The organism is Sphingobium sp. DN12 (assembly GCF_051058005.1).
In the GTDB taxonomy this organism is placed as follows: Bacteria; Pseudomonadota; Alphaproteobacteria; order Sphingomonadales; family Sphingomonadaceae; genus Sphingobium; species Sphingobium yanoikuyae.
Window position 1 is genome coordinate 577,725 of the sequence record NZ_CP173717.1, and the last position, 18,528, is coordinate 596,252.

An 18,528-nucleotide genomic window follows, 5' to 3' on the forward strand; every position below is an offset into this window, starting at 1 on the left:
ACCGACAGGCCATCAATGGGTGGCGCGGCCCATCGTTCCGGGCGTTACGGGCGGGTAACGTCGCGCCTTTCAACCGCCCTGTCGAAGGCGGAAAGGGCCGATTTCCGGGGCTCTTGATCGAGATCAGGAAAGGCGGCGATTTTTTGCGCAAAAGACCGTTGCAAGGCGAAAATCCCTCGCCTATAGGCAGCCCACCTTTGGGGCCTTAGCTCAGCTGGGAGAGCGCGTCGTTCGCAATGACGAGGTCAGGGGTTCGATCCCCCTAGGCTCCACCATTTCCCTTCGAAATGAATAACCTGTGCCGTGTGGCATTGGCGACGCGGACCGGACGCCACCGGCCGGCGCATCCCATGATCATCGGACAGCATGGCGAGATGCGCGATCTCGCACGGGCGGATCAGGGCAGCCTTTCTCCCATCGACGCTTCGAGTACCGCATACCATTCGGCGCGGGTCCATTCGACCTTGAAGGCATCGATGCTGCGGGCGATGCGGGCAGCGGACTGGCTGCCGACAATGGGAATCGGGCGCGCGGGATGCGCCATGATCCAGGACAGGGCGGCGGCGGTGATATCGACGCCATAGCGTTCACCCTGATCTGCAAGCGTCACAGCGGCCGGGTGCAGCGCCTTGGCGAGGCGACCGCCACCCAGCGGCGACCAGGCCAGAACCGCCATGTCGCGCGCCATCGCCTGATCGAGCGTGCCGTCATGGAGCGGCGCCGTGCGCAGCGCGGAAAATTCAGGCTGGGTGCTGACGATCGGCAGGTCGAGAAAGCTCTGGAGCGCATCGAGTTCGTGAATCGCATAGTTGGACACGCCGATCGCGCGCACCTTGCCGGCTTCGACCATGCGGGTCAGGCTGGCGGCGACTTCCTGCGGATGGGTCAGGAAATCGCGGCGATGGATCTGGTAGAGATCGACCCGGTCGATGCCCATTCGCGTCAAGGACGCATCGATGGCCTCGGCCAGATAGTCTGCGCCGCTATTATAGGGGATGCCCGGCCGGATGCCGCCCTTGGTGGCGATGATCATGCGGTGCCGCAGTTCAGGGGCATCCGCCAATATCTGGCCGAACAGCGTTTCGGCCGATCCGAAACCGGCGGGTGTGTCGCAGCCATAGATGTCCGCCGTGTCGAGCAGGGTGATGCCGGCGTCCAGTGCCGCCTCCACCCTGGCGCGGGCCTCGGCGATATCCTCGCCGGCCAGACGCCACATGCCCCAGGCGATCGGAAAGACGGAAATGCCGCTCTTGCCGAGCGGACGTGGTTCGGCGGAGAGGCGCAGCGTCGTCATGGATCGATCAATGGCACAAGCAATGTGCCGGCGGTAGGGGCCATCCGCGTCCCACATGACCGGCCGGGCGACCGGCGCTTGCCGGGGCCGGTGTCACGCCCTGGATGAAAAGCTCATGTAACGCGCGCGCCAGGCGGCGACTTCGGCGCGCAGGTGGGCGGGGGCGGCGTCCCCCGACAGGACGAGGGCGGCGACCTCATTGTCGGGATGCATCAACATCTTCCGCGATCCGTCGCTGAACCAGACGGGCACCAGCTGATCGCAAAGACTGTCGAGGATCGCGCCGGCCATGCCATTCTCGATCGCAGCGCTGCCGGGCAGCATGCGAACCATGATCGATACGCCTTCGAAGCAGTTGCGCGGTTCGCGGACGAAATCGATCGATGCCAGGATGCCGGACCGGTCCGGACGGGCTTCATCGGGCATGGCCTGGACCCGGCGCCATGCGCAAAACCATGTCCGGCAGATATGCGGGCGCACCGCATGGATGCTGCATCCCTGCTCGCCCAGATGCGCGCAGGGCGCGCCCGCCGCTTTCTTGAAATCGGGCGTGTCGACGGTCAGAATGGTGCAGCACATGGTGCAATCGCCGCAGGACCGGTCAGGGATGACAGGGCCCAGCAGAGCGGTTTCCAGATCTGTATCCATGTGCATCCGGGCGGCGTGCCTTGGCCTTGTCGGGAATGCAAGCGGCATCATGCGCGCCGCCTCGCGGCAGATGCCCTGCGCCGGTCAGGCGCGCATGAAGCGCCAATGATCGGCGTCGCTCTCGCCCGGATCGAAGCGATATCCGTCACTGTCGAACCCCTGCATGGCCTCGATATCGGCGACATGATGTTCGCACATCCAGCGCGCCATCATGCCGCGTGCCCGCTTCGCGTTGAAGCTCACGAAGCGCGGGCCGTTCGGCCCCGGCTCGCGAAAGTCGACATGGATCACGCGCAGGCCGTCCAGCCTGTTCTCGACCGCCGCGAAATATTCCTGGCTGGCAAGGTTGAGGACGACGCCCGCCCCCTCTTCCGTGGCCTGTGCGCGCAGCAGCGCGGCGATGCGATCGCCCCACCAGTCGGTCAGCTTCTTGTGCCGCGGCGCCCAGCGCGTGCCCATTTCCAGCCGATAGGGACGGATCGCATCCAGCGGACGCAGCAGCCCGTAAAGGCCCGACAGCATGCGCACATGATCCTGCGCGAAGGCCACCGCCGCCTCGTCCAGCGTGTCCACCTCGAAACCGGAATAGACGTCGCCGGCAAAGGCATAGAGCGCCTGCCGTTCGGGCAGCTCGGCAAAGTCCCGGAACCGGTCGGCATTGAGCTTGGCCAGACGCGGCGAGATATGCATCAGTTCTGCCAGTCGCTTCTGCGAAAGATTGGCGGCCGACTTGGCGAGCCCGCGCGCTTCCTCGGCGAAATGCGGCGTGGTGACGGCAAGGGGCGGCAGCGCGCGCTCGAAGTCGAGCGTCTTGGCGGGAGAGAGCAGAACGATCATGGCCCGCGCGGTAGCCGCGCCTCGTCCGGGCGTCAAACCGGACCGCGCCTCATCCTCCCGCCGGACGGCGGATTTCGCTTCAGCGCCCGCCTGTGGCCCCTGATGGCCGCGCCACCGCATACATGGCCTGCGCCATTTCCCGATAATAGGCGTTGCGATCGCCATCCCGTGCATAGACTTCGTTGATGCTGTGCGACGCGCCGGGGACATAGATGAATTCCGCACGCCCCCCCACCTTGCGGAACGCGGCCTCCAGATCATGGACGGCGCCGTCGAGATAATAGGAATCGGCGGTCCCGACCACGACATGGACCTTGCCGTCCAGGTCATGGCGGAGGCGTGGCCATTGGGTCTCGATCCGGTGGCCGATATCATAATTGTCCCGCCAATAGGCCGCGACCTGCGCATCGACCGCGCCCGTCACCCGGTCGAAGAGCGGGGCCGGCGTCCCGTCCGCACGGCGCGGCGAGAAGGTCCAGTCGAAGGATCGCAACTGCCCGCCATCGCGACCAAGCACCGTCTCGATCCCCGCCGCCTGCGCGATCATCGTCTTCACCGCGCCATGGGCGCGCTCCAGCGGACGGGCCGCGCCCTGGGCATCGCGATACATGTTCACGCCTGGCTGATAGAGGTCGACGCCGATGAAATGCCGGAAATCCACTGGATCGGGCGACGATGCCCAGCTTCCACCGAAGAAGGCGGGATAGCGCACCATCGCCCAGAGCGCGAACCAGCCGCCCGAACTATGGCCGGTGAGGAACCGGCCCGAGGGCTTCGCATCCATCCGGTAGCGGCTTTCGAGCGCCGGGATGATCTCGCGCGTCAGCGCGTCGCCCCAGGGACCATTATTGACGCTGTCGGCAAATTCGGTCGTGCCGGTGGGCGAGGCGAAGTCCAGCGTCACCCAGATCATCGGCGGAATGGCTCCTGTCTCCATCAGGTGCCAGATGCGCGACAATTGCTGCCCGTCCACCCGGTGGTTCGTCCCGAACGCGCCGGCGGTGTAGACCGTGGGATAGGTGACGCGGCCATGGGGATCATAGCCCGGCGGGGTCAGCACCCAGGCGGCGACGCTCTGCGGCGTGCCGCGAAAGCGGGTCAGCGCCTTCGATACGACCTGTTCGTCGTGCAGATGCGGGCGCGACGCGGTGATCTGTTCGGCGGCGCGCGGCGGCAGGCCGGTGACGTCGAACTGCGCGGGCGCCGGCGGCAATCTTTGATCGAGCGGAATAGACGGCCTGGCGCGGAGCGGCAGACGCAACGTCACCACCTTCGAGACCAGGTCGCCCGGTCCCCGCCCGCCATAATTATAGTCGCCGTCCCGATCGAGCACGACCTGCACCCGATAGTCCCCCGGCGCCAGTCCCGCCAATCCGTTGGGAAACGCGCCTTCCTCGGCATCGATGCTCACGGTGCGATCAGGCCCAAAACTGGCGACATCGCGACCCGCCACGAAGATGCGGGCGTCGTCGGGGCCATAGATGTCGATATCCTCGCTCTTGCCATTGTCGGCGCTCAGCGGTGCCGCAAAGAGCAGCAACCGCCCCGATGCGTCGTCGCCCAGCGTAGCCGGCAAGCTGATATCGAAGCGCGTTTCGGGCGGCGCGGCGCCGGTCAGTGCTAGCGCCGACAGGGGGAGCAGAAGCAAGCGGGCGATTGCGGTCGACATCAGGCGTCCCCGCCATTTTGCCGGCGCAGGGCAATGAACTGGGCGGCAAGGCCCAGGATCAGCATCGCCAGAAGCGCGGCCTGCGATCCCAGCAGCAAGGGCGATTTGAGGTCGGTGACGAGAGGATGACCATCCGGCACGCGCCGCAGGATTTCAGTCACGGTCGGCACCATCAGCAGGAATGTGGTGAGGCTGAGAAAAACGGTTTCCAGATAGCGCCGCGCTCGCCCGAGAAAGCGGATATTGTTCACGCCATAGCCCGCGATCAGCAGCAGGATCGTGACCGTGCCGATGCCGTAGCTGACTGGCTGATGCGCCACCAGGAACACGGTGCCGGCACCGATCAGCATGAAGATGAGATAGGCGATGCCCGGTGCCGTTCGCGGCATGATTCGGCCATGGCGCGCAAACATATAGGCCGCCAGTGGAATGGCGGGCAGGCTGCCGAGCGTATGCACCCAGCCCAGGGGCGTTATTCCAAACATGGTCTGTGTCTTTCTGTTGGCGGGGGATCGCCGCGCTTATGCGGCAAAGCTGGTGGAGCGGGACAATGCGCGCCATTGCGCGATCTCCGCTTCCATGGCGGCCATCTTGCCTTCGACCAAGCCCAGCGCATCGTCGCCCAGGAACAGGCGGATCGGCGGTGCCGGCGCCTCCACCAAAGCCAGCAAGGCCTGCGCCGCGCGCGCGGGATCGCCCAGCTGTTGCCCGCTCTTGGCCTGACGCGCCGCCCTTATCGGGTCCATGACCGCGTCATAGTCGGCGATGCTGCGCGGCGTGCGGTCCATCGACCGCCCGGCCCAGTCGGTGCGGAACTGGCCGGGCGCCAGCGCCGTCACATGGATGCCGAACGGCGCCACTTCCTTGCCCAGCGCTTCGGAAATCCCCTCCAGCGCGAACTTGCTGCCGCAATAGAAGCTGATGCCGGGCATGGTGATGAACCCGCCCATGGAGGTGATGTTGACGATATGGCCATGCCGCCGTTCGCGCATGCCGGGCAGCACCGCCTTGATCATCGCCACCGGGCCGAACACATTGGCGGCGAACTGGCGCTGCAGATCGTCGATCGACGATTCCTCCAGCACGCCCTCATGACCATAGCCCGCATTGTTCACCAGCACGTCGATCGACCCAGCGCGGCGCTCGGCGTCCGCCACGGCCGCCGGAATCGCGTCCAGATGCGTCACGTCCAGCAGTAGCGGATGCGCGCGTCCGGGCGCGAGCGCCGCAAAGGCTTCGGCATCCTTGGGGTTGCGCACAGTCCCGACGACGGCATGGCCGGCGTCCAGCGCGCCCTCGGCAAAGGCCCGGCCCAGGCCGGAACTGACGCCGGTAATCAGGAAAGTCTTGGGGATCAGCGCCGACATGGCCTACTCCATGATTTGAACATCAATTATATCATGATATAGATATCGACATGACGTCCATCAAGCCCCCCTCGACCGGTTCGCGTGGTGAACCCGTGCGCAATCGTGTGATCGACGCGGCCGAACGCCTGCTGCGCGACGGCAAGGCGGAATTTTCGATGCGCGATCTGGCGACCGAAGCGGGCGTCAGTTTCGCCACGCCCTTCAACCAGTTCGGCAGCAAGGCCGCGATCATGCACGCTCTGTCGGCGCGGCGGATCGCCACCGCGACCCAGCGCTTCGCGGACAAGCCGCGGCGCGACGATGCCGGCCAGCGCGTGCTGCTGGCGGTCGCCACGGTGGTCGAGCTGATGCTGGAAGAACCGCGCGTGAACCGGGCGGTGATGGGGTGGCTCGGCACGCCGGGGCCGACCCATGGCGAAGTGCTGGCGCAGTCCACCGCGCTTTGGACCCTGGCGATCGGTGCTGGCGAAGGCCTGGTTGAAGGACACCCGGCGCTGCCCGCTCTGGCACGGCATCTGGCCTTCGGCTTTCGCGGTGTGCTGTCCTTCTGGACGGCCGGTGAATTGCCTGATGACGAACTTGCTGCCAATGCTCGCGACGTGGCGAACGCCTTGCTGGGCGGCGCAGCCAGCCAGTCCTGATCGTCATGCCTAGGGCGGGCGGCGTGTCTTATCCGTTCGCGCCCTGCTGCGCCTCGCGATAGGCGCGGGCGGACAGGCCCATGTTGCGCTGGAAGAAGCGGCTGAAATAGGCCGGGTCGGCAAAGCCGATCGAAAAGCCGATCTCGGCAATCGACAGGTTGGAATAGAGCAGGGCCCGCTGCGCTTCGAGCAGGGCGCGCTGGTCCAGCATCTGCGCCGGCGATCGTCCCGCCATCCGCGCGCAGGCGACGCGCAGCGCGGTCTGGCTGACGCCCAGCGCGGCGGCATGGACCGACACCGGTTCGCGCAGGCGGAAGCGCTGTTCGATCCGTTCGCGCAGCCGCGCGACGATCGTCGCATGCGGTCCGGCGCGCGGGGCGGCATGGACGGCGGCGCTGCGATGGCGCAGCGCGGTGACCAGCAATGACAGCATCGCCGCATCGACCGCTGCCCGGTGGCCCGGCGCCGACCAGCTGAGTTCGCGCATCAGATCGGCGACGAGCCGTTCGACCGGCGGCAATTGCGCCGCGCTCATCTCGATCGCGTCGGGCCGCTCGAACAGGCCGGTCAGTTCCGGGCCATGGCGGCCCAGATCCTGCAGATAGGCGTCGGCCATGGTGATGACGAAGCCGGCGGTTTCCTCCAGCCATTTGAAGCCATGCACGGCGGTGGCCGGCACCAGCAGGAAGCTGGGCGCGACGAAGCGTAGTTCCGCGCCATCCGCCTCCATCGCGCCGCCGCCCGAGGTGATGAGGAAGATATGGCTCAGCTCGCTATGGGCATGCGGTTTGATCGTCCATTCGCTGGGACGTGAGCGATCGTCCAGCGTTTCGACATGGACGAAGCCCTCCGCCACCAGCCTGTGGGGTTCCCCGTAAAGGTAGAAGGTCGGGAAGGACTGTTTCGACATCGGCTATGGTCCCGTCGGGGTGCGCTGGGGCTGATGAATTGTCCAATTAATAGGCTGGTGCGCCCATGTCCATCGCCGACCGTGCGGATAGGGTGGGCGCATCGGACAAACAGGGGCGCCATCAGCGCGCCCGGATCATGAGAGGATGCGAATGCGCACCAGCATAGCCATTATCGGCGCCGGCCCGGCCGGCATGTTCCTGGCCCATCTGCTCGCGGCGGAGGGCATTGCCGCCGTCGTGCTGGAACGGCGTGACCGGGCCTATGTCGAGGGGCGGGTGCGTGCCGGCGTGCTGGAACAGGTGACGACCGACCTGATGCATCGGCTGGGCCTCGGCAGCCGGCTCGATCGCGAGGGGCTGGTCCATGGTGGCACCCAGATTTCGCTCGACGGTTCGCTGTTCCGCATCGACATGGCGGCACTGACCGGCGGCAGCGCGGTCACCGTCTATGGCCAGCAGGAGGTGATGCACGACCTGTTCGAGGCGGCGCCGGAGCGCGGCGTCGAGATCGTCTGGAATGCGCAGGATGTGACGCTTGAGGGGCTGGACGGCGATCACCCGGTGGTCCGCTGGCGCCAGGATGGCGTCGCGCAGGAATTGCAATGCGACTATGTCGTCGGCTGCGACGGCTATCATGGCGTCAGCCGCAACAGCATCCCCGCCCAAGTGCTGCGCACGTTCGAGCGTGTCTATCCGTTCGGCTGGCTCGGCATATTGGCCGACGTACCGCCCGCCGACCATGAACTCATCTACGCCAATCATGAGCGCGGCTTCGCGCTCGCCTCGATGCGTTCGCCCACGCGCAGCCGCTATTATATCCAGTGCGGCCTCGACGAGCAGGTGGAGGACTGGTCCGACGATCGTTTCTGGGACGAGCTTTGCCTGCGCCTGGGGCCGGACGCGGCATCGCGCGTCACTCGTGGGCCGAGTTTCGAGAAGTCGATCGCGCCACTGCGTTCCTTCGTGTCGGAACCGATGCGCTGGGGCCGGCTGTTCCTGGCCGGCGACGCTGCCCATATCGTGCCGCCGACCGGCGCCAAGGGGCTCAACCTCGCCGCGTCGGACGTCATCATGCTGAGCGAGGCGCTGGTCGACCATTATCGCGGTGGATCGGATGCCGGGCTGGATGGCTATTCCGCCCGTGCTCTGGCGCGCGTCTGGAAGGCGGAGCGCTTTTCCTGGTGGTTCACCTCGATCACCCACCGCTTCCCCGACATGGATGGTTTCGCGCGCCGCATCCAGGCGGCCGAGATCGACTATATTCGCGGGTCGCAGGCGGCACAGCGCACGCTGGCGGAAAATTATGTCGGCCTTCCGCTGATGGCTGCCTGACGCCGCTGGCCGGGGCGGGGCTTTACCACCCCGCCGGATGCGGCCTAGACCGGGGCATGAGCCAAGAGAATGACGCGGGGCGCCCCGCAGCGACGATCGTGATCGTGCGCGACCGGCCGGGGGCAGCGCCCGACCTGCTGATGATGGAAAGGGCCGCGACCATGGCCTTTGCCGCCGGTGCGCTGGTCTTTCCGGGCGGCGGCGTCGACGATAGTGACCGGGCGCTGGCCGCCCGTATGTCCAGCGATCTGGCCAGTGACGAGGTCGCTGCACGGATCGCGGCCATTCGCGAGACGATCGAGGAAAGCGGCCTGGGCGTCGGTCTGGCGGGGTCTGTCGATACCGCCACCGTGTCGGCGATTCGCGCGGGCCTGCTCGATGGGGCGCCGCTGGGCGATCTGCTGGCGCCGCGCGGCATCGCCCTGGCGCTGGATGCGCTGGTACCGTTCGCCCGCTGGCACCCGTCTGCGCGGGAAAAGGCGATCCGCGTCTATGACACCCGCTTCTATCTCGCCCGCGCGCCACTGGGGCAGGAGGCAAGCGTCGACGCGACCGAGAATGTCCGCCTGTTCTGGAGCAGCGCCGCCGCGACCATCGCCCGCGCCGATGGCGGCGACGGCCATGTCATCTTCCCCACCCGCCGCAATCTGGAACGGCTGGCGCAATATGACAGTTTCGACGCGCTCGCCGCCCATGCCCGCAGCATCCCCGTGGAAAAGGTGCGCCCCTGGTTCGAGGAGCGCGACGGCGAGCCGCATCTCTGCATCCCGGCGCATCTGGGCTATCCGGTCACGTCGGAACCAATGCGGCAGGTCCGGCGTGGTTAGGGGATGCGCCGCCTTCATCTGACTCTTCGTGCCTTTGTCATCATCGCTGTCATCCTTGGCCTGCTCTGGGTCGGATACGCGCTGCTGCGCCAGCGGCCGCAGGATCTGCCCTGGACCAGGCTGGACCTGTCGCAGCCGGTCGGCCTGTTCACCGGTCGCAAGCTCGCCACCCTGACCGGCGATCGGGCGCAATGCCTGGCGCTGCTCGACCGGGCCGGCATTGCCCATACGGCAATGAAGCCGGGCGGGGGCGGGGGGCAGTGCGGCTATGCCGACGCGGTCCGGCTGAAGGCGGAAAAGGGCATGATCGCCTTGTCACCCGCCGGGGTGGCACCGTCCTGCCCGGTGGTCGCTGCCCTGCGCGTCTGGGAATGGCAGGTGGTGCAGCCCGCCGCCCAGCGCCTGTTCGGCCAGCCGGTGCGCTCCATCACCCATTTCGGTTCCTATAGCTGCCGGCGCATGTACGGCCGCAGCCAGGGGGATTTCAGCGAACATGCCACGGCCGATGCGATCGATGTCGCGGGCTTCGTGCTGGCCGATGGCCACCGGATCAGCGTGGTCGGCGACTGGAAGGGGGAGGGCAAGGACGCCACCTTCCTGCGTGAGGTGCGCGATGGCGCCTGCGACCTTTTCTCGACCGTGCTCTCGCCCGACTATAATGCCGCCCATCGCGACCATTTCCACCTCGACCAGGCGGAACGCGGTGCGACGGGCTGGCGGGCCTGTCGTTAAAGGTGGTTACTGCCCGTAGCCGGCCTGCTTGGCCAGGCTGACGGCTTCGCGCGCGGCAGCGAGCAGGGCGCCGCTCTTCGCCTCGCATTCGCGCTGCTCATATTCGGCGGTCGAATCGGCCACGATGCCGGCGCCGGCCTGGACGTGCATCACGCCATCCTTCAGCACGGCGGTGCGCAGCACGATGCAGCTGTCCATATTGCCGTCCGGGCCGAAATAGCCGACGCCGCCGGCATAGGCGCCGCGCGTTTCCGGCTCCAGCTCGGCGATGATCTCGCAGGCGCGGACCTTGGGGGCGCCCGACACGGTGCCGGCGGGGAAGCCCGCGAACAGCGCGTCGATCGCATCCTTTTCGGGCGCCAGCCGGCCGACCACGTTCGACACGATGTGCATCACATGGCTGTAGAATTCGACCGTATAGCTTTCCGTCACGGTGACGCTGCCGGCACTGGCGACGCGGCCGACATCGTTACGGCCCAGGTCCAGCAGCATCAGATGCTCGGCCCGTTCCTTGGGATCGTCGAGCAGGCTGGCGCGGTTGGCGGCATCCTCGACCGCATTCTTGCCGCGCGGGCGGGTGCCGGCGATCGGCCGGATCGTCACTTCGCCATCGCGGGCGCGGACCAGAATTTCCGGGCTGGACCCGATCAGCGCAAAGCCGGGCAGGTCGAGATAATAGAGGAAGGGCGATGGGTTGATCCGGCGCAGCGCGCGATAGAGCGCGATCGGCGGCAAAGTGAAGGGGCTGGTGAAGCGCTGCGCCAGCACCACCTGGAAGATGTCGCCCGCGACGATATAGTCCTTGGCGCGATCGACCATCTGCGCGTAGCGGCCCGGCTCCAGCACCGGCGTCACGTCGATCTCGGCAATGTCGGACGGGGCGGGCACGGCCGGCAGCGGCGCGGCCAGGCGCGCGGCGGTCGCGTCGATCCGCTCCAGCGCCTGCGCGATGGCCTTGTCGGCGTCGGCGGCCTGATCCTTCCATACCGGGGCGACCAGGAACAGGGCGTCGGCCAGGCGATCGAACACCAGGATGACGGTCGGCCGCACGAACAGCATGTCGGGCAGGGCGATGTCGTTGGCAGCGGGGCGGGGCAGCTTTTCGACCAGGCCCACCGTCTCATAGCCGAAATAGCCGACCAGGCAGGCGAGCGCTGCCGGCAGGGCGGGGTCCAGATCGGCGCGGCATTCGGCGACCAGTGCGCGCAGCGCCTGCAACGCATCCTGTTCGGCCGGGACGAAGGCGTCGCGATCGGTCGCCCATTGGCGGTTGATCTCGCCCTTGGCGCCCTCGGCGCGATAGACGAGGTCGGGGGCCAGGCCGATCAGGCTGTAGCGGCCACGCACCGCGCCGCCCTCGACCGATTCCAGCAGGAAGTCGCCGCGATCCGGCTCGAACAGCTTGAGCGCAGCGGAGATCGGCGTGTCGGTGTCGGCAATCTGCCGCCGCCACACCAGACCCGAACGGCCCTGTGCCAGTGCCGCGCGAGCGACGGCCGTGCCGTCCACCATTCCCCCCTGCGCCGCCATCTTACTGCTCGCCGCTATTGGTGGCGGACAGCGCCTTCCGGGCTTCGGCCACGGCGTTCGCCTTGCGGGTCACGCCCATGTCCTTCTCGATCGCGCGCTCGAACTGGGCGCCATATTCCTCGCCCACGACGTCGCCCAGCTGAGTGCGGACCTGGTTCAGCAATTCGGGCTGACCGGCGGCGTCGCCACGCTTGATGGCGTTCAATTGCACCACGAAGGTGCCGCGATCCTGGCCGATCGGCAGGGTCTTCACGCTGTTGGCCGCCATCGAGAAGAGGATGGCGATTTCCGCCGGCGGGCGCTGCTGACCGCGCATCAGGTCGGCGCGACGCCCACCCACGACCTGCGGCGCCGGCAGCTTGACGCCGGCCTGGGCCAGCGCATCGGCGAGCTTGGTGCCCTTGGCGACCTTGGCGCGGATGTCCTCGGCGACCTTCTGCGCCTTCTCATAGCCCTGGCTCAGTTTGTACTGGGCCACGACCAGCGGCTTGATCTTGGCGAGCGGCGGCGGGGCGGGGGCGACGATGTCGCCCGGCGCGGCCAGCGCATAGCGCTTGTCGGCGGTGATCGGCACCAGCTGGGCATCATCGTCGGCGCTCATCGCGAAGACGGGGGCCAGCAGCGGCTGCAGGTCGCTATTGGGCTGATAGGTTTCGTCTTCCACCTGCTTGCCGGTCGACACCAGCAGCGGTGAGGTTTCCAGCTTCAGGCCATTATCCTTCGCGACTTCCTCGAAGGTGCCGCCATTGGCGATCTGGTCCTCGATCTTGCCGGTGAAGTCGGTCAGCAGCTGCTTTTCCTTCTGGGTGCGCAGCGTGGCGATGATCTCATCACGCACCGACGCCAGCGCACGAGCCGGGACATTGTTGAGTGCGGTGACGCGCAGCACGATCCAGCCGAGCGAACCACGGACCGGGCCGACCAGTTCGCCCTGCTTGGCGGCAAAGGCGGCGTCGGCGACCGGCTTGGACGCGGTGGCGGCCAGCGCCTCGCGGCTCTGGTCGGTCAGGGTCGACACGGCAAGGCCCGCGCTCTGCGCCGCGGCGGCCAGCGTCTTGCCGGCCTTCACCTGGTCGGCGATCGCCTTGGCGCCCGCCTGGGTCGGCAGCACCAGCTGTTCGACGCTGCGATTTTCCTTGGCGGCATAGGCCGCCTTGTTCTGGTTGTAGGCGGCGTTGATTTCCGCCTCGGTCGGCTGGGCCGCCTGGGCGAAACGCTCGCTGTCGATCACGGCATAGCGGATGCGGCGCTGTTCCGGGATGGTGTAGCGCGCGGCATTCTTCTTGTAGAAATCGGCGACCTGCGCGTCGGTCGGCTCCTTGGCGTCCAGGAAGGCGGCGGCCGGGATCGCGGCGATCGTACCCTGGCGTTCCTCCAGCAGCAGCGACGCATAGGGCAGCGCCACGCTGTCGGGCAGCTTCACGCCCAGGCCGACCGGGGCCAGCAGCTGGCGCTGCAGGATTTCACGGCTGATATCGTCGCGCAGCGACTGTTCGCTGATCCGCTCGCGCTGCAGCAGGGCGCGGAAATTATCCTGGCTGAAATTGCCGGCCGCGTCCTGGAAGGCGGGGATCTGCGCGATCTGCGCATCGACCAGCCGCTTGCTGATATGGACGCCCTGATCGCTGGCGAACTGCTTGAGCGTCAGCGCGGCGACCAGCTGGTCGAACACCTGCTTGCCACCACCCTGGGCAAAGAAATCGCCGATCTGCATGCCGGGATTTTCGCGGCGCGCATTTTCGAACACGCGCTGGATGCGGTCCTGCAGCTCGCTCATGCGCAGCTTGGAACCGCCGGCCTTGGCGACGGTGTCGCCGCCGCCCAGGCCGCTCCCGAACTTGCCGCTGGAAATGTCGCCCAGGATGAACGCCGCCGCGATCAACCCCAGAAAGAGGATCGCGAAAAAGGCGCCGAATTTGGAACGGATGAAACTGCGGAAGACAGAGAGCATGAGAATGTCCGGTTTTTATGCGGCGATATGGCGGCCCGCTTTAGGGGCGGATCGACCCGGCGGCAAGTGCGGCCGTGGCGGACGGTCTGGACAAATGCTGCATCGCCGTCCATCGGCTTGATTGCCTGAAAGCGGAACCAGGAGACGCGGCGCATGCCGTGGGGACCCGCTGCGGGCACGTGCAGCAATAATCACAAGGGGACATGGACCGATGAGCAGGCGCAAGCTGGTGGTCGGCAACTGGAAGATGAACGGGATGCGCGCGCATCTCGACGAGGTGGAGGCGATCGGCAAGCTCGCCGCGCAGCATCCGGCGGTGGAAGTCGGGCTTTGCCTGCCGGCCACGCTGATCATGGCCGGGTCGCAGCTGAAGGGCGCGGCCTTCATCGGCGCCCAGAATTGCCATATGGAATTGAGCGGCGCCTATACCGGATCGCTGTCGGCCGAGATGCTGATCGAGGCGGGGGCGACCTGGGTCATCACCGGCCATAGCGAACGGCGCGAGACGCGCGGCGAGACCAACGCCGATGTCGCCGCCAAATCGGTCGCCGCCCATGCCGCGGGCATGAAGGTGATCCTGTGCGTGGGCGAAACGCTGGCGGTGCGGGACGCGGGTGACGCCGATGCGGTCGTGACCGCCCAGTTGCTGGCATCCTTGCCTGACGGCGCGAGCGCCGACTGGCTGGCTGTGGCCTATGAACCCATCTGGGCGATCGGCACCGGCCGCATCCCGACGCTGGAGGCGATCCAGTCGATGCACGCCACCTTGCGGGCTGCGCTTGCCAGTCGGATCGGCCAGGATCAGGCCGACGCCATGCGCATCCTCTATGGCGGATCGATGAACGGCGACAATGCCGCCGAAATCATGGCCCTGCCGGACGTGGACGGCGGCCTGGTCGGCGGCGCCAGCCTGTCGGCCGCCAAGTTCGAACCGGTGATCGCCGCCGCGGATTGATGCGGAGCGCCCTCTCTTCGTGCGGAAGAGGGGGCATTCTGGCCTGATGCGAGTCGGGCTCGTTGCTGGCTGTGCGTTGAAGGGGCTGACTATCTTCACTCCGTTTGCCCTCTTCACTCCGTTTGCCCTGAGCGAAGTCGAAGGGCGCTGCTGAGCGAAGGCGAAGCTATTGCCTCGCTCCGTTCAGCCCGAACGGTTCTTTTACTGCCCAGACTTGATTATATGGGCCATTGCAAGCCATCCGCAGCGCCCTCTGCACGCGCCCTCATCCGTGCCTTCGTTCATATCGACCGGCTCGCCGGTTGCCCCGGCCGCCCATCATCGCTATGTGCGCGCCAACGCATTCCTTCATTGGACAGAAAAGAACCCGCATGTTCACCTTCCTTCTCGTCGTGCAGGCGATCGTCGCTGCCCTGCTGGTCACCGTCATTCTGATGCAGAAGTCGGAAGGTGGCGGTCTGGGCGTCGGTGGCAGCCCGGCCGGGCTGATGTCGGCGCGCGGCGCGGCGGATTTCCTGACGCGTTCGACCACGATCCTGGCGACCATCTTCGTCCTGCTGTCGATCACCCTGGCGGTCATCGCCTCGGTCCGTCATGCCGGCGGCGACATCGACACCTCGCTGGTCAAGTCGGCTCCCGCCACGCAGGCCCCGGCGCCCGCAACCGGCAACGCCGACCCGCTGGCCGGTGCGGCCAGTGCCGCCGGCAATGGTTCGGCAGCGAACGGCGCAGTTCCGCTCGCTAACTGACCTTTTCGTCGTTCATCGCCATATTTTTTGCGAGCGTGCGGATTCGCGCGCTTGCTCAACTCGTTTGTATAAGGCTAAGCCTCTTCTCCCATGACGCGGTATATTTTCATCACCGGCGGCGTGGTCTCCTCGCTTGGTAAGGGCCTCATGGCCGCATCCTTGGCAGCGCTGTTGCAGGCGCGGGGCTATCGCGTGCGAATCCGGAAATTCGACCCCTATCTCAACGTCGATCCGGGCACGATGTCGCCCTATCAGCATGGCGAAGTCTATGTGACCGACGACGGGGCGGAAACCGACCTCGATCTTGGCCATTATGAACGCTTTACCGGCGTGTCGGCGCGCCAGTCGGACAATGTCACCCAGGGCCGGGTCTATCAGACCATCATCCAGCGCGAACGGCGCGGCGACTATCTGGGCGCGACCGTCCAGGTCATCCCGCACGTCACCGACGAGATCAAGGCGTTCGCCACGGCGGAGACCGACGATCTCGACTTCGTGCTGTGCGAAATCGGCGGCACCGTCGGCGACATCGAATCGCTGCCCTTCATGGAAGCGATTCGCCAGCTCCATAATGATCTGGATCGCGGCCAGTCGATCTTCGTCCATGTGACCCTGGTGCCCTATCTCGCGGCGGCGGGCGAACTGAAGACCAAGCCGACCCAGCACAGCGTGCGCGAACTGACTTCGCTCGGCATCCAGCCCGACATCCTGCTGTGCCGCGCCGAACATCCGCTGCCCGAAAGCGAGCGCAAGAAGATCGCCCTCTTCTGCAATGTCCGTCCCGAGGCGGTCATTCCGGCGCTCGACGCCAAGAGCATCTATGCCGTGCCCGAGCAATATCATGCTGAGGGTCTCGACAATGAAGTGCTGCGCGCCTTCGGCATCACCGATGCGCCCGCGCCGTCGATGGACCGCTGGACCGACATCATGGATCGCCAGCTCAACCCCGAGGGCGAAGTGACGATCGGCGTGGTCGGCAAATATGTCGGCCTGCTCGACGCCTACAAGTCGCTGCACGAAGCGCTGCACCATGGCGGCCTTGCCAACCGGGTGAAGGTCAACATCAAGTGGATCGACGCCGAACTGTTCGAGAAGGGCGACGACCTCGCCGCCAGCCTCGAACCGATGCACGGCATCCTCGTCCCCGGCGGCTTCGGCGTGCGCGGATCGGAAGGCAAGATCGCGTCGGTCAAGTTCGCGCGCGAACGCGACGTGCCCTTCTTCGGTATCTGTCTCGGCATGCAGATGGCCTGCATCGAGGGCGCGCGGAACACGGCAGGGATCGAGAATGCCTCGACCACCGAGTTCGGCGAAACCAGCGAGCCGGTCGTCGGCCTCATCACCGAGTGGATGAGCAAGGAAGGCCTGCAGAAGCGCACCGCCGAGACCGATCTGGGCGGCACCATGCGTCTGGGTGCCTATCCGGCCAAGCTCGCGGGCAACAGCGTCGTCGCCGGCATCTATGGCAGCAACGACATCAGCGAGCGTCACCGCCACCGCTATGAGGTCAATGCCGGCTATCGCGAACCGCTGGAAAAGGGCGGCCTGATCTTCTCGGGCATGTCGCCGGACGGCACGCTGCCCGAAATCGTCGAGCGGCCTGACCATCCCTGGTTCGTGGGCGTGCAGTTCCACCCGGAACTCAAGTCCAAGCCGTTCGATCCGCATCCGCTCTTCGCCAGCTTCATCGAAGCGGCGGTCAAGCAGAGCCGGTTGGTATAAAGCGTTTTCGAAGCAGGCGGGATCGCCTGCTAACTCGGAAAACGCGCAAAAAAAGGATAAACGGGGCCGAAAGGCCCCGTTTTTCGTTTCAGCCCTTCGGCGCGTCGAAGAGATTGCGATATTGCCGCGGCTGGCAGCGCAGATATTGTGGCGCGGCCTTCACGCTTGCGCCCAGATGGGCCGCCGCATGCCAGGGCCAGCGCGGATCATAGAGAATGGTGCGGGCGATCGCGATCAGGTCCGCGTCGCCGGTGCCGATGATCGCTTCGGCCTGCTCGAAATCTGTGATCAGGCCAACGGCGATCACCGGCATGTCGACCGCCTGCTTGACCGCGCGGGCCAGCGGCACCTGATAGCTTGGCCCCACCGGAATATCCTGACGCGGGTCGAGCCCGCCGCTCGACACATGGATGGCGCTGCAGCCGCGCGCTTCCAGTGCCTTGGCGAAAGCGATCGTCTGCTCGATGTCCCAGCCGCCATCGACCCAGTCGGTGCCAGATACCCGCATCGTCACCGGCTTGTGCGCCGGGAACGCGGCGCGCACCGCGTCGAAAATCTCCAGCGGCAACCGCATCCGGTTTTCCAGGCTGCCACCATAATCATCGTCGCGCTGGTTGGAGAGCGGCGAGAGGAACTGGTGCAGCAGATAGCCATGCGCGCCATGGAGTTGCACCGCATCGATGCCGATCGCGTCAGCCCGCTTCGCCGCCGCGACGAAGGCGTCGCGCAGCCGATCGATCCTGGCCTTGTCCAGCGCCATCGGCGCGTTGGTGCCCGGCGTGAAGGGCAAGGCGGAGGGGGCGACCGTCTGCCAGCCATTGGCCGCATCGGGCGCGATCTGCGCGCCGCCCTGCCATGGCACTTCGGTGGATGCCTTGCGCCCGGCATGGCCGAGCTGGATTGCGATGGGCATGTCGCTGTGGCGCCGCACGCCGTCCAGTACGCGCTGCATTGCCGTCTGCGTCGCATCGTCCCACAGGCCGACATCGGCATGGCTGATCCGCCCCTCGGGCAGCACGGCGGTCGCCTCGATCGTCAGCAGCGCGGCACCGGACAGGGCAAGCTGGCCGAGATGAATGAGGTGCCAGTCGTTCATCTCGCCATCGACGGCGGAATATTGGCACATCGGTGCGATCACGATGCGGTTGTCGAGGGCAAGGCCGCCGACATCGAAGGGCTGGAACAGCTTGGGGGCGCTCATGCAGGTCTCCAGAAGGGGAGAGGGAGAGAAGGCCCGCAAGATAGGAAGCCGGCCGGGCGGCCGAAAGGGGGCGCCTCTCGCGGTCGCAAGATGGCTTGTTCTTCAAAGCGTCATCAATCGGTCATCATGGTGCAGCGCTTCGGAAACGCCGCTGTCGCG

At 66.5% G+C, this 18,528-nt stretch carries 17 protein-coding genes and 1 tRNA gene; 8 read left to right on the forward strand and 10 right to left on the reverse strand.

Annotated elements, in window-relative coordinates; all coding sequences use genetic code 11:
- Positions 1-199: 199 nt before the first annotated feature.
- Positions 200-275: transfer RNA gene (locus ACI6S0_RS02835), tRNA-Ala, on the forward strand.
- A gap of 122 nt (positions 276-397) precedes the next feature.
- On the opposite strand, the gene ACI6S0_RS02840 is transcribed toward ACI6S0_RS02835, so the two are convergent.
- The 6 genes from ACI6S0_RS02840 to ACI6S0_RS02865 form a co-directional block, all read right to left on the reverse strand.
- Positions 398-1,294 (reverse strand): aldo/keto reductase, encoded by an 897-nt coding sequence (locus tag ACI6S0_RS02840; RefSeq protein WP_434404872.1) that lies wholly within the window; start codon positions 1,292-1,294, stop codon positions 398-400.
- Between the two features lie 93 nt (positions 1,295-1,387).
- On the reverse strand, positions 1,388-1,948 hold the full coding sequence (locus tag ACI6S0_RS02845; protein ID WP_037491139.1) for a YkgJ family cysteine cluster protein: 561 nt from the start codon (positions 1,946-1,948) through the stop codon (positions 1,388-1,390).
- A 78-nt stretch (positions 1,949-2,026) separates the two neighbouring features.
- A complete protein-coding gene (gene yaaA / locus ACI6S0_RS02850) occupies positions 2,027-2,779 on the reverse strand; it encodes a peroxide stress protein YaaA (RefSeq protein ID WP_434404873.1) in 753 nt (250 codons plus the stop codon).
- Positions 2,780-2,858: 79 nt separating this feature from the next.
- Positions 2,859-4,448 (reverse strand): alpha/beta hydrolase, encoded by a 1,590-nt coding sequence (locus ACI6S0_RS02855; protein ID WP_434404874.1) that lies wholly within the window; start codon positions 4,446-4,448, stop codon positions 2,859-2,861.
- On the reverse strand, positions 4,448-4,933 hold the full coding sequence (locus ACI6S0_RS02860) for a hypothetical protein (RefSeq protein WP_434404875.1): 486 nt from the start codon (positions 4,931-4,933) through the stop codon (positions 4,448-4,450). The genes ACI6S0_RS02855 and ACI6S0_RS02860 overlap by 1 nt, the downstream gene beginning before the upstream one ends.
- A 36-nt stretch (positions 4,934-4,969) precedes the next feature.
- Positions 4,970-5,815 carry an oxidoreductase gene (locus ACI6S0_RS02865; RefSeq protein ID WP_434404876.1) on the reverse strand — a complete coding sequence of 282 codons (846 nt, stop codon included), beginning with the start codon at positions 5,813-5,815 and terminating at the stop codon, positions 4,970-4,972.
- Between the two features lie 50 nt (positions 5,816-5,865).
- Between ACI6S0_RS02865 and ACI6S0_RS02870 the strand changes: the two genes are divergently transcribed.
- The gene (locus ACI6S0_RS02870) at positions 5,866-6,459 is read left to right on the forward strand and encodes a TetR/AcrR family transcriptional regulator (RefSeq protein WP_099230899.1); all 594 of its coding nucleotides are present in this window, start codon (positions 5,866-5,868) and stop codon (positions 6,457-6,459) included.
- A gap of 28 nt (positions 6,460-6,487) precedes the next feature.
- Here the strand turns inward: ACI6S0_RS02870 and ACI6S0_RS02875 are convergent, their stop codons facing one another.
- A complete protein-coding gene (locus tag ACI6S0_RS02875; protein ID WP_099230901.1) occupies positions 6,488-7,369 on the reverse strand; it encodes a helix-turn-helix domain-containing protein in 882 nt (293 codons plus the stop codon).
- Positions 7,370-7,520: 151 nt separating this feature from the next.
- On the opposite strand from ACI6S0_RS02875, the gene pobA reads away from it, so the two are divergent.
- From pobA to ACI6S0_RS02890, 3 genes are read left to right on the forward strand one after another with little or no spacing between them, the layout of a single operon-like run.
- On the forward strand, positions 7,521-8,702 hold the full coding sequence (gene pobA, locus ACI6S0_RS02880; RefSeq protein ID WP_434404877.1) for a 4-hydroxybenzoate 3-monooxygenase: 1,182 nt from the start codon (positions 7,521-7,523) through the stop codon (positions 8,700-8,702).
- A 56-nt stretch (positions 8,703-8,758) separates the two neighbouring features.
- On the forward strand, positions 8,759-9,529 hold the full coding sequence (locus ACI6S0_RS02885; RefSeq protein WP_434404878.1) for an NUDIX domain-containing protein: 771 nt from the start codon (positions 8,759-8,761) through the stop codon (positions 9,527-9,529).
- A gap of 3 nt (positions 9,530-9,532) precedes the next feature.
- Complete coding sequence (locus ACI6S0_RS02890; protein WP_434404879.1) at positions 9,533-10,261, forward strand: extensin-like domain-containing protein; 729 nt, start codon at positions 9,533-9,535, stop codon at positions 10,259-10,261.
- A 6-nt stretch (positions 10,262-10,267) separates the two neighbouring features.
- On the opposite strand, the gene trpE is transcribed toward ACI6S0_RS02890, so the two are convergent.
- Both trpE and ACI6S0_RS02900 read right to left on the reverse strand, forming a co-directional pair.
- A complete protein-coding gene (gene trpE / locus ACI6S0_RS02895; protein ID WP_434404880.1) occupies positions 10,268-11,791 on the reverse strand; it encodes an anthranilate synthase component I in 1,524 nt (507 codons plus the stop codon).
- 1 nt (position 11,792) lies between these two features.
- Positions 11,793-13,742: a SurA N-terminal domain-containing protein gene (locus ACI6S0_RS02900; protein ID WP_434404881.1), complete on the reverse strand. Its 1,950-nt coding sequence runs from the start codon at positions 13,740-13,742 to the stop codon at positions 11,793-11,795.
- Between the two features lie 211 nt (positions 13,743-13,953).
- Between ACI6S0_RS02900 and tpiA the strand changes: the two genes are divergently transcribed.
- The 3 genes from tpiA (at position 13,954) to ACI6S0_RS02915 (ending at position 17,168) form a co-directional block, all read left to right on the forward strand.
- The gene (gene tpiA, locus ACI6S0_RS02905; RefSeq protein WP_434404882.1) at positions 13,954-14,697 is read left to right on the forward strand and encodes a triose-phosphate isomerase; all 744 of its coding nucleotides are present in this window, start codon (positions 13,954-13,956) and stop codon (positions 14,695-14,697) included.
- Positions 14,698-15,068: 371 nt separating this feature from the next.
- Positions 15,069-15,446: a preprotein translocase subunit SecG gene (gene secG / locus ACI6S0_RS02910; RefSeq protein ID WP_004211256.1), complete on the forward strand. Its 378-nt coding sequence runs from the start codon at positions 15,069-15,071 to the stop codon at positions 15,444-15,446.
- A gap of 90 nt (positions 15,447-15,536) precedes the next feature.
- On the forward strand, positions 15,537-17,168 hold the full coding sequence (locus ACI6S0_RS02915) for a CTP synthase (protein WP_010337427.1): 1,632 nt from the start codon (positions 15,537-15,539) through the stop codon (positions 17,166-17,168).
- A gap of 88 nt (positions 17,169-17,256) precedes the next feature.
- Here the strand turns inward: ACI6S0_RS02915 and ACI6S0_RS02920 are convergent, their stop codons facing one another.
- Complete coding sequence (locus ACI6S0_RS02920; RefSeq protein WP_434404883.1) at positions 17,257-18,369, reverse strand: NADH:flavin oxidoreductase/NADH oxidase; 1,113 nt, start codon at positions 18,367-18,369, stop codon at positions 17,257-17,259.
- Positions 18,370-18,528: the final 159 nt, after the last annotated feature.

Excerpts from the sequence above, each read along its gene's own strand:
- ACI6S0_RS02840 (WP_434404872.1), bottom strand. The coding sequence starts at position 1,294 with ATGACGACGCTGCGCCTCTCCGCCGAACCACGTCCGCTCGGCAAGAGC.
- ACI6S0_RS02845 (WP_037491139.1), bottom strand. The coding sequence starts at position 1,948 with ATGCACATGGATACAGATCTGGAAACCGCTCTGCTGGGCCCTGTCATC.
- yaaA (WP_434404873.1), bottom strand. The coding sequence starts at position 2,779 with ATGATCGTTCTGCTCTCTCCCGCCAAGACGCTCGACTTCGAGCGCGCG.
- ACI6S0_RS02855 (WP_434404874.1), bottom strand. The coding sequence starts at position 4,448 with ATGTCGACCGCAATCGCCCGCTTGCTTCTGCTCCCCCTGTCGGCGCTA.
- ACI6S0_RS02860 (WP_434404875.1), bottom strand. The coding sequence starts at position 4,933 with ATGTTTGGAATAACGCCCCTGGGCTGGGTGCATACGCTCGGCAGCCTG.
- ACI6S0_RS02865 (WP_434404876.1), bottom strand. The coding sequence starts at position 5,815 with ATGTCGGCGCTGATCCCCAAGACTTTCCTGATTACCGGCGTCAGTTCC.
- ACI6S0_RS02870 (WP_099230899.1), top strand. The coding sequence starts at position 5,866 with ATGACGTCCATCAAGCCCCCCTCGACCGGTTCGCGTGGTGAACCCGTG.
- ACI6S0_RS02875 (WP_099230901.1), bottom strand. The coding sequence starts at position 7,369 with ATGTCGAAACAGTCCTTCCCGACCTTCTACCTTTACGGGGAACCCCAC.
- pobA (WP_434404877.1), top strand. The coding sequence starts at position 7,521 with ATGCGCACCAGCATAGCCATTATCGGCGCCGGCCCGGCCGGCATGTTC.
- ACI6S0_RS02885 (WP_434404878.1), top strand. The coding sequence starts at position 8,759 with ATGAGCCAAGAGAATGACGCGGGGCGCCCCGCAGCGACGATCGTGATC.
- ACI6S0_RS02890 (WP_434404879.1), top strand. The coding sequence starts at position 9,533 with ATGCGCCGCCTTCATCTGACTCTTCGTGCCTTTGTCATCATCGCTGTC.
- trpE (WP_434404880.1), bottom strand. The coding sequence starts at position 11,791 with ATGGCGGCGCAGGGGGGAATGGTGGACGGCACGGCCGTCGCTCGCGCG.
- ACI6S0_RS02900 (WP_434404881.1), bottom strand. The coding sequence starts at position 13,742 with ATGCTCTCTGTCTTCCGCAGTTTCATCCGTTCCAAATTCGGCGCCTTT.
- tpiA (WP_434404882.1), top strand. The coding sequence starts at position 13,954 with ATGAGCAGGCGCAAGCTGGTGGTCGGCAACTGGAAGATGAACGGGATG.
- secG (WP_004211256.1), top strand. The coding sequence starts at position 15,069 with ATGTTCACCTTCCTTCTCGTCGTGCAGGCGATCGTCGCTGCCCTGCTG.
- ACI6S0_RS02915 (WP_010337427.1), top strand. The coding sequence starts at position 15,537 with ATGACGCGGTATATTTTCATCACCGGCGGCGTGGTCTCCTCGCTTGGT.
- ACI6S0_RS02920 (WP_434404883.1), bottom strand. The coding sequence starts at position 18,369 with ATGAGCGCCCCCAAGCTGTTCCAGCCCTTCGATGTCGGCGGCCTTGCC.